Consider the following 14,000-nt stretch of genomic DNA (forward strand, 5'->3'; position numbering starts at 1 on the left):
CGCGGGCTCCTTGCCAGGTGGTGTGGGTCAGTGGTGTGCGGTGGCGACGATCGAGGCGAGTTGGCGTTTCCAGATGCCGAGCAGGGCGGCGCGTCGGGTCGAGTCGTCGGAGAGCAGGTTGGCCACCCCGAGCCCTCGGAGCAGGTCGAGGGTTGCCTGGATCGCCTCGCGTACCCCCGGTTGCCGCTCGTCGGCCCCGAGCAGGTCGACGGTGAGCCGGTGCATCTCCCGGCCGACCCGGGCCTCCAGCGGCACCAGCGCGTCCCGCAACTCCGGATCGGTCCGGCCGGCGACCCAGAGTTCGAGGGCGGCGACGAAGAGCGGGCCGGTGAACGCGCTGGCCAGCATGTCGATGACCCGGTCGAACCGCTCGGGACCGGCCGGCAGGTCGGCCGCCTCGGTGCGGATCTCCGCCGCCCGGCGCTCGGCGAGGTGCTCGACAGCGGCCATCACCAGCGTGCTCTTGGTGGGGTAGTGGTGCAGTTGAGCGCCCCGGGAGACGCCGGCCCGGGCCGCCACCACCGTGGTGGTGGTGCCGGACCAGCCCCGCTCGACCAGACACTCCACAGTGGCCTCCAGCACCCGGGCCTGGGTGGCCCGGCTGCGCTCCCGCTGGGGGGTACGGGTCGGTGTGGTGGGCACGGGGACAGCCTGCTCCGTCAGAAACAAACAGTCAAGACTGCTTGTTTTTCGTCGCTGGTTCGTCGAATCCACTTTGTACACTCGGCGCACCGAGTCGAAGCGTCGTGGCAACCAGGAGTTGGTTGACGGCGTTTTGCGGTGAAAAGTACCCTATTTTTGCTTCGCGTACGCGAGGCGTTCGCACGCTCCCGGAAGGTAGGTCAGCAGCATGTTCGACGACCTCGTAGAAGAGATTCAGGAAGATCTCGACGAGCTGGAGGACGCCTTGGAGGACGTCGGCCTCGACGTCGAAATCGACGGCAACTAACCCTGCTCAAGAACTCGGCGATCTTGGCGAGTTATGGCGCGTAGCGAACCATAAGTCGCCAAGAATCTTGGCGCGGCTGATGTAGCCGCGGCGCCGACTACGGCGCGCCGGGCTGGAAGGAGCCGGGGCCGGGGCGGGGTGGCGGCACGGATCGGCCCCGCACCAGCCAGGCTTGGCGATGCGGGGCCGAGGGCGTACGCGGGGGTCAGACCCGGGCGCGGCGGGCCAGGCGTTCCGGGTCGAGGATGATGATGCTCTTGCCGTCCAGCCGCAGCCAGCCCCGCGAGGCGAAGTCGGCCAGCGCCTTGTTGACGGTCTCCCGGGAGGCGCCGACGAGCTGGGCGATCTCCTCCTGGGTCAGGTCGTGGGTTACCCGGAGTACGCCGCCGTCCCGGGTGCCGAACCGGCCCGCCATCTGGAGCAGGTTCTTCGCCACCCGGCCGGGCACGTCGGTGAAGATCAGGTCGGCCAGGTTGTCGTTCGTCCGGCGCAGCCTGCGGGCGAGTACCCGGAGCAACTGCTCGGCGATCTCCGGCCGGTTGTTCAGCCACGGCCGCAGCGCCTGCTTGCGCAGCCGGGCGAGCCGGGTGTCGATCACGGCGGTGGCGGTCGCCGTACGCGGACCGGGGTCGAAGAGCGAAAGCTCGCCGACCATGTCGGACGGGCCCATCACGGCGATCAGGTTCTGCCGGCCGTCAGCGGCCCGGCGACCGACCTTGATCTTGCCGCTCAGGACGATGTAAAGGCTGTCGCCCGGTTCGCCCTCGTTGAAGACGATCTCGCCCTTTCGGACCTCGAGCGTCTCCATGTCCTTCGCGAGTGCCTCGGCAGCCTCGGGGTCCACGCCCTGGAAGATCCCGCTCCGAGCCAACACCTCGTCCATCGCGCACCTCCGCCCACGCGAGCCGCCCGCGGCCGGGTTCCGGCCGGTGATCGGCGCGCCCGCCAAGTCTAGGCGCATGTGAAGAGTAATCGGAGGAGCACCCCTGGAATCTTGATCCGGTGCCGGTACCCGTAACCCCGGATGACCCGGGGGTACGCCCGGTTTGACGCCTGCCGTGTCCGCCCGGGCGAGTCTCCGGCCCCCCACCGGGCCCAGGTCGTCATCGCCGGACGGTCACCTGGACACCAGGGGCGTTATCGGTCCTTGGTAACGCCCCTGGTGTCCAGGTCGATGGTGAGGCGCCTGTCGGGCCCGACCGCGAACCAGGGAGGTCGGGGCCGGACCGTAGGGTCGGGCGGTGCTGCGCGAACTGGAGCTGACCTACCGGGTCGAGGAGGGGCGGGAGGCTCCGCTGCTGGTCTGGCGGCTCGACCGGCCCGCGCTGGCGATCAGCTCCGGCCCGCTCGGTGGCGGGATCGGGGTACGGCACTGGGTGGTCAACGCGACCGTGCCGATGTCGTACCGCCGGGACGACCCGGACGCCCACCTCGGTGAGCTGGCCGAGCGGCTCGGCCTGCGCGGACCCGGGGTCGGACTGCTCACCGGCGTCGACGTCGCGGAGGTGGTGACCGCCGACGACCACGGTGTCCGGATCTGGGCCACCGTCGGTCTCGGTGCCCCGATCTGGGCCGCAGACGTCTCGGCGCCGCCACCCGAATCCGCCACCGCGCCCGATCCCCGCGCGACGGTGCACCCTGCCGGCCCGGCGGGTCCCGGCAGCACGGCGGTGCGGCACGTCGGCACGGTCAACATCGTCGCGCTGCTGCCGGAGCGCCTCGGCGACGCCGCCCTGGTCAACGCCGTCGCGACGATCACCGAGGCGAAGGCGCAGGCGCTGCGCGAGCTGGGCCTGCCCGCCACCGGTACCGCCACCGACGCGGTGACCGTGCTCTGCCCGCCGGACGGCCCCGCCGAACCGTACGGGGGTCCACGGTCGCGCTGGGGTGCCCCGCTGGCCCGCGCCGCCTGCCGGGCGGTACGTGAGGGCGGGGCCCGACCGACCGTCCCCTGGTCACAGCGGTGAACGCCGCCGCGCCCGGGTCGGCCAGGTGACGCCGCCGCTGTAACCGGCGTGACGGTAGCCGGCGACGGTAGCCGGCGCGCCGGCCGGCCGTGGATGCGCGACGCGCCGGCCGTGGATGCGCGACGCGCCGGTCGTGGATGCGTGACGGGCCGGTCACGGGTGGTCGGGGCCGGCGGTGGAGTCGGCCGTTCGGGGGAGCACGGACGCGCGGCGGGAGAACATCGGCCGGTCGACGGTCGCTCCCGTTGCCCGATCCCGGTACTGTCACCGGGCGATGTACGACACCGAGCCGACCACACCCAAGTCCCGCCGGGCGCCCCGCAGCGCCGGCCGGACCGCCCTCGTCGTGACCGCGGTCCTCGCCGTGCTCCTCGGTACCGGGGTGGCGGCGGTGGCCGCGTTCAACATGTTCGGCGGCGACGATCAGGCCGGGCCGCAGGCCGGGCCGAGCGCCGCCGGTTCGGCCTCGGCCGCCCCGTCGCCGACCGGTGAACCGGCACCCAAGGTCATCTCCATGTCCGCCACCGGGGACATCGTGATGGGCAACGCCCCGGGGCGGCTGCCGGCCAATGGTGGCAAGGGCTTCTTCAACTCGGTCAAGAAGGCGCTCGCCGCCGACCTGGTGATGGGCAACCTCGAGGAGCCGCTGACCGACGACACCGGTACCTCCAAGTGCGGCGCCAACTCCACCCGCTGTCACCAGTTCCGGGCTCCGCCGTCGTACGCCGGGCACCTCAAGGAGGCCGGCTTCGAGCTGCTCAACCAGGCCAACAACCACGGGTACGACTACGGCAAGGCCGGTTACGAGAACACCCAGGAGGCCCTGGAGAAGTACGGCCTCCAGCACACCGGCGCGCCCAACCAGATCACCGTGGTCGACGTCGAGGGTGTCAAGGTGGCGGTGGCCGGCTTCTCGTCGTACGCCTGGTCGAACAGCCTGACCAACATCAGCTCGGCGAAGAAGGTGATCCAGAAGGCCGCCACCATGGCGGACCTGGTCGTCGTGCAGGTGCACATGGGCGGCGAGGGCTCGGAGAAGACCCGGGTCCGTCCCGGCACGGAGATGTTCCTCGGCGAGAACCGGGGCGACCCGATCAAGTTTTCGCACTCGATGATCGACGCGGGTGCCGACCTGGTCGTCGGGCACGGGCCGCACGTGATGCGGGCGCTGGAGTTCTACAAGGGCCGGCTGATCGCGTACAGCCTCGGCAACTTCGCCGGTGGCGAGGGGACGCTCAGCAACAACGGCCGGCTCGGCTGGGGAGCGGTGCTCAAGGTCTCGCTGACCGCCGAGGGCGAGTGGGCGGGCGGGCAGCTCGTCTCGACGTACATGAACGGCGCGGGCAGGCCGACGATGGACTCGCAGCGGCGCGCCGCCGGTCTCGTCCGGGACCTGTGCAGGTCCGACTTCCCGAAGACGGGCGCCCGGGTGGCTCCGGACGGCAAGATCACGCCGCCGGCCGCCGCGAGCTGAGGCGCGGCGCTGGGCCCTGAGGCCGGGCGGCAAGGAGCCTGAGGCGAGCGGGACCGCGTGCCGGTCCGGCGCGAGCCGGGGCGGCGGGATGCCGGGGCGGCGGGATGCCGGGGCGGCGGGATGCCGAGGCGGCCGGCCCTCGGGGCGGGGCTTTCCCAGGGTTCGGCCGGGGCGGGCTCCCCCGGGTCGATGTCGGCGCCGCGACGTAGGCTGGCCGGCGTGAGTGCCACTGACGACTCCGCGCAGACCGGAGTCGGAGTCGCGCCCGGCGAGGCGACCCGGGCGATCCGGACGGCGCGGCCGACCCGCCGTACCGTCGAATCAGAGCTGGGCCGCAAGCGGCGGGCCCGGCGGATCGGCCGGGTGCTGACCGAGACGCATCCCGACGCCCACTGCGAGCTCAACCACCAGGGTCCGCTGCAACTGGCGGTGGCGACCATCCTCTCCGCGCAATGCACCGACCAGCGGGTCAACGAGGTGACGCCGAAGCTGTTCGCTCGCTATCCGACGGCGGCCGACTACGCCGGGGCGGACCGGGCCGAGCTGGAGGAGATGATCCGGCCCACCGGGTTCTTCCGGAACAAGACCAATTCTCTGATCAACCTCGGTCGCCAGCTCGTCGAGCGGTACGACGGCCAGGTGCCCCACCGGATCGAAGACCTGGTGACCCTGCCCGGGATCGGCCGCAAGACCGCCAACGTCATCCTCGGCAACGCCTTCGGGGTGCCCGGGATAACCGTCGACACCCATTTCGACCGGTTGATGCACCGCTGGGAGCTGACCACCGAAACCGACCCGGTCAAGATCGAGCACGCCGTCGGCGCGCTCTACGAGCGGCGCGACTGGACCATGCTCTCGCACCGGGTGATCTTCCACGGCCGGCGGGTCTGCCACGCCCGCAAGCCGGCCTGCGGTGCCTGCACCCTGGCCCGGCTCTGCCCCTCCTACGGACTCGGCCCGACCGACCCGGCCGCCGCCGCGAAACTGCTCAAGGGTCCCCGGGCCCGGGAGCTGGCGGTGCAGGCCGGGGTCGATCCCGACCTGGTGCCGGCGACCGCCGCCGCCGGCGACACCCCGTGAAGCGGCTGACACTCGGCGGGCCGCTGCTGGCACTGCTGCTGCTCGGCACCGCCTGCACCGGCCGGAACGCGGAGCCGGAGACCGGACCGGCGCCGGTCGGGCAGAGCGCCACGACGACCGCCTTCACCGACTGCGCCGCGCTGACCACCCCGGCCGGCACATCCGGCACAACCAACGCCTCGCCCGGCACGTCCGGCACCCCGGCCAACACAACCAGCACCCCGGCGAGCACGCCCGGCGCGACAGCGGCAGCGGGACGGTCGTTGCCGGCGCTGGAGCTGCCCTGCTTCGTCGGGGCCGGCGAGGTCGCCGTGGCCGAGCTGCGCGGGCCGGCCGTACTCAACCTCTGGGCCTCGTGGTGCGCGCCGTGCCGCAAGGAGCTGCCCGCGTTCCAGCGGCTCGCCGACCGGGCCGGCGACCGGCTCCGGGTGGTCGGGGTGAACAGCGGGGACTCGCGCCCCGCCGCCCAGTCGATCGGCGAGGACTTCGGGCTGGAGTTTCCCAACCTCTACGACCGGGACAAGAAGCTGCTGACCGGGCTGGGCGGTCGGGCGGTACTGCCGGTCACGCTCTTCGTGGACGCCGAGGGGCGGATCCGGCACCGGGACGAGACGGGCGCCCTCGACGACGCCGAGCTGGCCACGCTCGTCCGGCGGCACCTGGGGGTGGCGGTGCCGTCGTGACCGAGCACGAACTTCCGGCCTGGTGCGAGCCGCTGCTCACCCGGGTCCGGTCGGCCCGCACCGAGGACTTCACCCGGGTACGCACCCCGGCCAACGGAGGGCGGGACAGTGCCGTACTGGTGCTCCTCGGCGAGCAGCCCGAGCACGGGCTCGACGTACTGATCCTGCAACGGGCCGCGACCCTGCGTACCCATGCCGGGCAGCCGGCCTTTCCCGGCGGGGCGTGCGATCCGGAGGACGAGGACGCGGCGGCGACCGCCCTGCGGGAGGCGCACGAGGAGGTCGGCCTCGATCCGACCAGCGTCACCGTGCTGGCGCAACTGCCCCGGCTGTGGATTCCGGTCAGCGACTTCGTCGTCACCCCGGTACTCGCCTGGTGGCACCGGCCCCATCCGGTGCACTCGCGGGAGCCGGCCGAGGTGGCGCACGTCGCCCGGCTGCCGATCGCCGAACTCGTCGACCCGGCCAACCGGGTCCGGGTACGCCATCCGAGCGGCTGGATCGGGCCGGCCTTCCAGTCCCGGGGCATGCTGGTCTGGGGGTTCACCGCAGGGGTGCTCGCCACGCTGTTGGAGATGGCCGGCTGGGCGCGACCCTGGCCGCAGGACCGGATTCTCGACCTGCCGCCGACGAGCCCGCCGCCGGGTTCCGCGCCCGGCATCGTGGAGGCCGACGAGGCCGACGAAGCCGACGAGCTGACCCGGCCGACGACACCCTCCTGACCCGGGAAACCGACGAGGCGAGCCGTGCGGGGGTGGTGCGGGGCGCCTGCGGCGGGGAGTGGTGCCAGGCACCGATTCGGCGGTAAGCGTCGGTGGCCCAGGCCATTCCCAGTTCTCCCCCGTACCCTGAACGGGTGTCGGTGGTGGATGTCGTTCTGATCCTGCTCATGTTGCTGTTCGCGATCAGCGGCTACCGGCAGGGATTCGTCATCGGTCTGCTCTCCTTCACCGGCTTCTTCGGCGGCGCACTGATCGGGTTGCAGGTCGGTCCGCTGCTCGCGGAGCAGTTCACCAGCAACTCGACCCGGGTCGTGGTCGCGCTGGCCTCGATCTTCGGCCTGGCGGTGCTCGGCCAGGCGCTCGCCGGCTGGCTCGGCTCACACCTGCGGCACGCCATCACCAGCCAGGCCGGCCGGACGGCCGACGACGTCGGCGGGGCGGTGGTCTCGCTGCTCGCCGTACTCCTGGTGGCCTGGCTGGTGGCCGTACCGCTGGCCTCCTCCTCGCTGCCAGGGCTGGCCAGCGCGGTCCGCAACAGCGCGCTGCTGACCGTGGTGGACCGGGTACTGCCGCCGGAGGCGCAGGCGCTGTCCCGGGCGCTGCGGGACACCGTCGACACCAACGGCTTCCCGGACGTCTTCGGCGGGCTGGCCCCGACCCGGTCCCGCGAGGTGGCCTCGCCCGACCCGGCGCTGGCCGGCTCGCAGGTGGTGGTGAACGGGCGGCGTTCGGTGGTGAAGGTGCTCGGCAACGCGCCCAGCTGCTCCCGCCGGATCGAGGGCTCCGGTTTCGTCTACGCCGAGAACCGGGTGATGACCAACGCGCACGTGGTGGCCGGCACCCGGACCGTCCAGGTCGAGGTGGCCGGTGAGCGGCACAGCGCCCGGGTGGTCGTCTACGACCCGGACCGCGACCTGGCGGTGCTCTACGTACCGGAGCTGTCCGCCCCGGTGATGCGGTTCGCCACCGGTGAGGCGGCGATCGAGGACGATGCCATCGTGCTCGGGTTCCCGCTGGACGGGCCCTACAACGCGCAGCCGGCGCGGATCCGTGACGTCGGCGAGATCGCCGGTCCGGACATCTACGAGTCGGGCCGGGTCAACCGGGAGATCTACACGATCCGGGGGCTGGTCCGCAGCGGCAACTCCGGTGGCCCACTGGTCGCCCCGGACGGTCAGGTGCTCGGGGTGATCTTCGCGGCGGCAGCCGACGACCCGAACACCGGCTTCGCGGTGACGGCCGACGAGGCCCGCTCCACCGCCAGCACCGGCCTGGAACGGACCAGGGTCACCAACACCGGCGCCTGCACCTGACCGGTGACCGGGCTCCCTAACCGGTAACAGGCTCCTGACCCGGTAGCAGGCTCCTCAACCGGTAACAGGCTCCTGAACCGGTCACGGGCTCGCGGTCGAGGAGGCCGCTGTCAGGGGTGGTCGCGGGGGAAGCGGCGCCGGGCCACCAGCACCGCACCGGCGACGACCACCAGGAAGAGCAGCCCGGCACCGCTCCACAGCCCGGGTGACGGGTCGTCGACCTGGTTTCCCGCCGCCTGGGCGGTCCAGTCGGCGGAACGGCCGGAGGCGGCGGTACCGACGCTCTCCGCGCCGTCGCCGGGCGGCGGGGTCGCGGACTCCTGACCGGGCGCGGAGCCGAAGCCGGCGACGCCGGGCGGCGCCGCGCCGTCGTCCAGCGGATTGCTCCGTACGCTCGACACCTCGCCGTTCAACGCGGCGACCGGGTCGACGACACCGAAGCCGAACCGGTCGTCCCGGCCGGAGGGGCCGACGTCCCGGGCGGTGTTGATCAGCCGGTTGACCACGTCACCGGCGGACATCTTCGGCCAGTGTGACCGGACCAGGGCCGCCGCCGCGGCCACCAGCGGCGCGGCGAAGCTGGTGCCCTGGACCCGCCAGAAGCCGCCCGGCCGGGCGCCGGTGAGGCCGGTGGCCGGGGCGGAGAGCACCGTCTCGGCGCCGGTGATCGAGCCCGACCAGAGCGCGTCGCTCTCACGTTCCAGGCCGGCCACGGCGACCACGCCCGGCTCGCGGGCCGGATACCAGACGCGTTTGCCGGCGGACGAGCCGAGGTTGCCGGTGCAGGCGACGACGACCACGTCCCGGGCGAAGGCGTAGTCGAGGGCGGCGGCGAGTGCGGGGCTTTCCCCGGTGCCGCCCAGCGACAGGTTCACCACCTGGGCGCCGTTGTCGACCGCCCACCGGACGCCCTTCGCCACGATCAGCGCGTCGTCGTAGCGGTTCTCCTCGTCGAGCACCCGGACCGGCAGGATCTTGGCCTTGGGGGCGAGCCCGGCGACGCCCCGGGTGTCGTCGTTACGGCCGGCGATCAGCGCGGCGACCGTGGTGCCGTGCCCCACCGGGTCGGTCTGGCCGTTGCCGCTCCCGTCGACCAGGTCGATGCCGGGCAGCACCTGTCCGGCGAGGTCGGCGTGTGAGGCGTCCACTCCGGAGTCGACCACCGCCACCGTGACGCCCTTGCCGGCGGCGACCTTCCAGATGGCCTTGGCGTTGAACTCGTCCAACTGCCACTGCTCGTCGCGTACCGCGTCGGCCAGCACGGGCAGGCTGAGCGGCGGCGCCGGCACGGCGGCCGTCGCCGGTGCCGGACGCGGACCGAACAGCGATCCGGCGATCCCGGCCGTGGCGAGCAGCGCCACTCCGGCGACCCGGGCGACAGCACGTTCGGGTATCTGCGGCAGCCTGGTCACAGCATGGTCATTTCACCCCGGGGGACACATGATGCACGGAGGTTACCCCGTTTCACCCCTGTCGCGTGGTGAAACTTTGCAACCGATCTGAGATCCACTGTCCACCGCCCCGAGACCGAGGGCCCGGCCACCCGGGTGATCGGGTCGGCCGGGCCCTCGGGCTCGACGAAGGGTCAGGTCGACGGAAGGTAGGCCAGCTGCACCAGCCGGATCCCTTCCTTCCGGGTGACCAGCCGGCCCCGGCCGGGCGGCATCGGGCCGGGGCGTACCGAGCCGATCAGGGCGCCCTCGTCCTTGCTGCCGGACATCACCAGACCGGGGGAGGAGAGTTCCCGGAGCCGCTGGATGATCGGCTCGTAGAGCGACCGGGAGGCGCCACCCGAACGCCGGGTCAGCACCAGGTGCAGACCGACGTCCCGGGCCTGGGGCAGGTATTCCACCAGCGGCAGCAGCGGGTTGTTCGGGCCGGTGGCGACCAGGTCGTAGTCGTCGACGAGGACGAACAGCTCCGGCCCGGTCCACCAGGAGCGGTCCCGCAACTGCTGCGGGGTGACGTCCGGGCCGGGCAGCCGGCGCTGCATGTAACCGGCGACCGACTCGATCAGCTCGCTGGTCGCCTGGGCGGCGGTGCCGTACCCGATCAGGTGGTCGGACTGGATCACACCGAGCAGGCTGCGCCGGAAGTCGACCAGGATGATCCGGGCCTGCTCCGGGGTGTACCGGCTGGTGATCGAGGTGGCCAGCGCCCGCAGGAAGGACGACTTGCCGCACTCGGCGTCGCCGAAGAGCAGGAAGTGCGGCTCGGAGGCGAAGTCGATCGACACCTGCTGGAGGTCGGCCTCGGAGATGCCGATCGGCAGCCGCAGGCCGGCCGCACCGGCGACGTCCAGGTCGGCGTAGGGCAGCACCGGCGGAAGCAGCCGGACCCGGGGGGCGGGTGCGCCGCTCCAGTTGCCGGCGACCGCCTTGACCAGTGCCTGGGTCTGCCCGCCGCCGAGGCTGGACAGCTCCGGCAGCACGGTCAGGAAGTGCAGGCTCTCGGCGGTGATGCCGCGACCCGGCGTCTTCTCCGGCACGTTCACCGCCGCCTTGCGGGAGACGATCGAGTCGGTCGGGTCACCGAGCCGCAACTCCAGCCGGGAGCCGAAGAGGTCGCGGATCGCCGGCCGGAAGTCCATCCAGCGCGGCGCCGCCGCGACCACGTGCACGCCGTACGAGAGGCCACGGGTGGCGATGTCGGTGACCAGGGGTTCCAGGTCGTCGTACTCGCCGCGCAGGGTCGGCCAGCCGTCGATGACCAGGAAGACGTCACCGAACGGGTCCGCGCCGACCCCGACGCCGCCGGCCGAGGCGCGCCGCTTCCGGTACGCCGGCATCGACTCCACGCCCAGCTCGGCGAAGCGCTGCTCGCGCTCGTTGAGCAGGGTGGAGATCTCGCCGACGGTACGGCGTACCGCCGCCGCCTCGGACCGGCCGGCGACCCCGCCGACGTGCGGCAGGTCGCGGAGCGCGGCGAGCGAGCCACCACCGAAGTCGAGGCAGTAGACCTGCACCTCGGCCGGGGTGTGGGTGAGCGCCAGCCCGCAGATCATGGTGCGCAGCAGGCTCGACTTGCCGGACTGCGGACCGCCGGCCACCGCGACGTGCCCGGCGCCGCCCTCCAGGGAGAGCCAGAGCAGGTCACGGCGCTGCTCGAACGGCTTGTCGATCATCGCCACCGGCACCTGGAGCGCGCCGTGCAGTTCGGGGTTGCCGAAGGTGAGCCCGCGCGCCGGGTCGGTGATCACCGGCCCGAGGATCTCGTCCAGCGCCGGGGCCTGGGAGAGCGGCGGCAGCCAGACCTGGTGGGCCGGCGGGCCCTGGCCGACCAGCCGGGAGACCATCACGTCGAGCAGGCTCTGCGCCGCCGGGTCCTCCGGGGCCGGCTTCGGGGCGGCCTGCACCACCGGCTTCGGTACCGGCACGAAGTGCGTCGAGTACGACAGCAGCCGGGGACCCGTGTAGCCCTGCGCGCCCGGCCCGCCCGCGGTGGCCTTCTGGTACGGCCCGGAGACGTACGCCGCCTTGAACCGGACCAGTGGCTCGGTGCCGAACTTCAGGTAGCCGTGCCCGGGTGCCCGAGGCAGCTCGTACGCGTCCGGCACGCCGAGCACCGCCCGGGACTCCAGCGCGGAGAAGGTCCGCAGACCGATCCGGTACGACAGGTGCGTGTCCAGCCCGCGCAGCCGTCCCTCCTCCAGCCGCTGCGAGGCGAGCAGCAGGTGCACCCCGAGCGACCGGCCCAGCCGGCCGATCTGCACGAAGAGGTCGATGAAGTCGGGCTTGGCGCTGAGCAGCTCGGAGAACTCGTCACAGATGATCAGCAGCGAGGGGAGCGGTGCCAGCGCCGCACCGCCGGAGCGGGCCTTGTCGTAGTCCTTCAGGTTGGCGTAGTTGCCGGCCTTGCGGAGCAACTCCTGCCGGCGGATCATCTCGCCGTTGATGGCGTCGACCATCCGGTCGACCAGCGGTAGCTCGTCGGCGAGGTTGGTGATCACGGCGGCGGTGTGCGGCAGCCGGTCCAGCGAGGCGAAGGTCGCGCCACCCTTGAAGTCGACCAGGACGAAGTTGAGCGCCTCGGACGAGTGCGTCGCCGCCAGGCCGAGCACGAGGGTACGCAGCAGCTCGGACTTGCCGGAACCGGTGGCGCCGATGAGCAGGCCGTGCGGGCCCATACCGTCCTGTGCGGACTCCTTGAGGTCGAGGTCGACCACGCCGCCGTCGCCGCCGACGCCGATCGGCACCCGCAGCTTGTCCCGGTTGGGCCGGGGCGCCCAGCCCTGCACGGTGCTGAAGTTCTCCGGGTCGCCGACCCCGAGCAGCTCGCCCAGGGTCATCTCCTTGACCAGGGAGTCGTCCGAGGAGCCCTTCTGGGCGGCGGCGAGCCGCAGCGGGGCGAGCCGGCGGGCCACCGCCTCGGCCTCCTCGACGCTGAGCCGGTCGGGGGTGCCGACCTCGGCCTGCCCGTCCATCGAGTAGGTGTTCAGCCGGCCGCCGTCGGTCTCCAGCACCAGCATGGCCCGGTCCAGCAGCCGGGGCGGCGGGCTGTCCAGGTCGACGATGGTCACCGCGTCGATGCCGCTGTCCCCGGCCAGGTAGCCGGCGCCGCTCAGGTCGCCGCCGTCGAGCACGATCACCACGTGCGGGCCGTCGGTCGCCGGGCCGGAGAGGCTGAACCGGGACCGGTTGCCGACCACGTCGTCGATGAGCTTCTCCAGCTCGACCGCGGAACTCGCCACCAGGCGTACCGGGCCGAGCGCGTCCACGGCGGTCGGGTGGTGGGCGTGCGGCAGCCACTTGACCCACTCCCACCGGGCCCGACGCTCGGGGCCGGCGCAGATCGCGATCAGCAGCTCCTCGGGGGCGTGGAAGACCGAGAGCTGGGTGAGCACCGCCCGGGCCAGCGCCTGCGGGTCGCCGCCGGCCGGCTCGCGGGACTGGTCGCGCTGGTGGGGTGCGCTGCGGACGAAGACCCGGGCGAAGCCCCGGATGGAGAGCGCCACCGGCAGGTCCGGCACCACCGAGTACGCGTCGAGGAACCGGCGCAGCGCACCGGCGGTCATCGGCTCCAGGTCCTCCAGCGGCCGGGTCACCGGCGGCACCAGCGGGGTGGCCAGGGTCTGCGGGCCGACCGCGACCCGGACGACGCCGAAGTCGCCGTCGCTGGGGCGCCGCTCCCAGACCCGGTAACTGCCCACAGTGGACCAGAGCTGGGTCGGGTCGGGGTGCCGGTAGAAGAGCCCGGCCCGCTGCTTCGACGCGGTCTCCCGGACCCGCCGCCGCAGCGTCGCCAGGTGCCGCAGGTATTCCCGGCGGGCCTGCATCATCTCCGACTTCTTCGGCGAACCCGAGGCGCTGCCCCAGGAGGACGCCACCATGGCGAGCGAGGAGATGCCGAACATGGCGCCGACGACGTACGAGTAGGCGCCGCCGCCCCGGCCGAACATCATCGCCATCGCGACCGAGCCGCCGAGCATCGGCAGCACCATCATCAGTTGCTGCCACTTGCCGCCGGTCGCCTGCGGGATCTCGGGCGGCGCCTCGACGGCCAGTTCACCGGTGGGGATCTCCGGTGCGGGACGGCGTGGTGGGCGCTTGATGACGACGGTACTCACCGGTCGCCTCCCGCCACCCGCTCCGCGCTGGCCCGCCGGCCGTCGCCCGCCGGCCCGGACCGGCCGCCATCGGGCCGTACGCCGAGCTCCGGGGCTCCTCCGGCGCGGTCTGTGCCGCCCCGGCCCTGGCTACCCGTGTCCATTCCAGACCTCCCCTAAGGCCACGCCGACGGTTGGAGTTGGCCGTCCTGGCGGGCCATCCGACGCCCCCGCGTCGCAAATGTCATCGCGCTCGGTCGGACGAGT

10 protein-coding genes are annotated in these 14,000 nt (G+C 72.8%); 6 read left to right on the forward strand and 4 right to left on the reverse strand.

The features are described 5' to 3' along the window. Nucleotides 1-27 precede the first annotated feature (27 nt). Together C6W10_RS07095 and C6W10_RS07100 are read right to left on the reverse strand one after the other, a co-directional pair. Entirely contained in the window at nt 28-642 is a 615-nt protein-coding gene (locus C6W10_RS07095) for a TetR/AcrR family transcriptional regulator (protein ID WP_107257357.1), read from the reverse strand. A 512-nt stretch (nt 643-1,154) separates the two neighbouring features. Then, nucleotides 1,155-1,832 (reverse strand): Crp/Fnr family transcriptional regulator, encoded by a 678-nt coding sequence (locus C6W10_RS07100; protein ID WP_101369128.1) that lies wholly within the window; start codon nt 1,830-1,832, stop codon nt 1,155-1,157. Between the two features lie 358 nt (nt 1,833-2,190). Between C6W10_RS07100 and C6W10_RS07105 the strand changes: the two genes are divergently transcribed. The 6 genes from C6W10_RS07105 (at nt 2,191) to C6W10_RS07130 (ending at nt 8,188) form a co-directional block, all read left to right on the forward strand. Next, nucleotides 2,191-2,916 carry an adenosylcobinamide amidohydrolase gene (locus C6W10_RS07105; protein WP_107257358.1) on the forward strand — a complete coding sequence of 242 codons (726 nt, stop codon included), beginning with the start codon at nt 2,191-2,193 and terminating at the stop codon, nt 2,914-2,916. Nucleotides 2,917-3,322: 406 nt separating this feature from the next. Further along, nucleotides 3,323-4,390 carry a CapA family protein gene (locus tag C6W10_RS07110; protein WP_369938652.1) on the forward strand — a complete coding sequence of 356 codons (1,068 nt, stop codon included), beginning with the start codon at nt 3,323-3,325 and terminating at the stop codon, nt 4,388-4,390. A gap of 219 nt (nt 4,391-4,609) precedes the next feature. Beyond that, complete coding sequence (gene nth / locus C6W10_RS07115) at nt 4,610-5,470, forward strand: endonuclease III (RefSeq protein ID WP_369938012.1); 861 nt, start codon at nt 4,610-4,612, stop codon at nt 5,468-5,470. Next, nucleotides 5,467-6,153 (forward strand): TlpA disulfide reductase family protein, encoded by a 687-nt coding sequence (locus C6W10_RS07120; RefSeq protein ID WP_234361652.1) that lies wholly within the window; start codon nt 5,467-5,469, stop codon nt 6,151-6,153. The genes nth and C6W10_RS07120 overlap by 4 nt, the downstream gene beginning before the upstream one ends. After that, entirely contained in the window at nt 6,150-6,875 is a 726-nt protein-coding gene (locus C6W10_RS07125) for a CoA pyrophosphatase (protein WP_107257361.1), read from the forward strand. Before C6W10_RS07120 ends, C6W10_RS07125 begins: the two co-directional genes overlap by 4 nt. 134 nt (nt 6,876-7,009) lie before the next feature. Further along, nucleotides 7,010-8,188, forward strand: coding sequence for a MarP family serine protease (locus C6W10_RS07130; RefSeq protein ID WP_107257362.1), 1,179 nt, complete (start codon nt 7,010-7,012; stop codon nt 8,186-8,188). A 110-nt stretch (nt 8,189-8,298) separates the two neighbouring features. Here C6W10_RS07130 and mycP read toward each other — a convergent pair whose 3' ends face one another. Next, entirely contained in the window at nt 8,299-9,600 is a 1,302-nt protein-coding gene (gene mycP / locus C6W10_RS07135) for a type VII secretion-associated serine protease mycosin (RefSeq protein WP_369931372.1), read from the reverse strand. 173 nt (nt 9,601-9,773) lie between these two features. Continuing rightward, a complete protein-coding gene (gene eccCa, locus C6W10_RS07140) occupies nt 9,774-13,754 on the reverse strand; it encodes a type VII secretion protein EccCa (protein WP_107257363.1) in 3,981 nt (1,326 codons plus the stop codon). Nucleotides 13,755-14,000 lie beyond the last annotated feature (246 nt).

Source organism: Plantactinospora sp. BB1 (genome assembly GCF_003030385.1).
In the GTDB taxonomy this organism is placed as follows: Bacteria; Actinomycetota; Actinomycetes; order Mycobacteriales; family Micromonosporaceae; genus Plantactinospora.

Excerpts from the sequence above, each read along its gene's own strand:
- C6W10_RS07100 (WP_101369128.1), bottom strand. The coding sequence starts at position 1,832 with ATGGACGAGGTGTTGGCTCGGAGCGGGATCTTCCAGGGCGTGGACCCC.
- C6W10_RS07110 (WP_369938652.1), top strand. The coding sequence starts at position 3,323 with ATGTTCGGCGGCGACGATCAGGCCGGGCCGCAGGCCGGGCCGAGCGCC.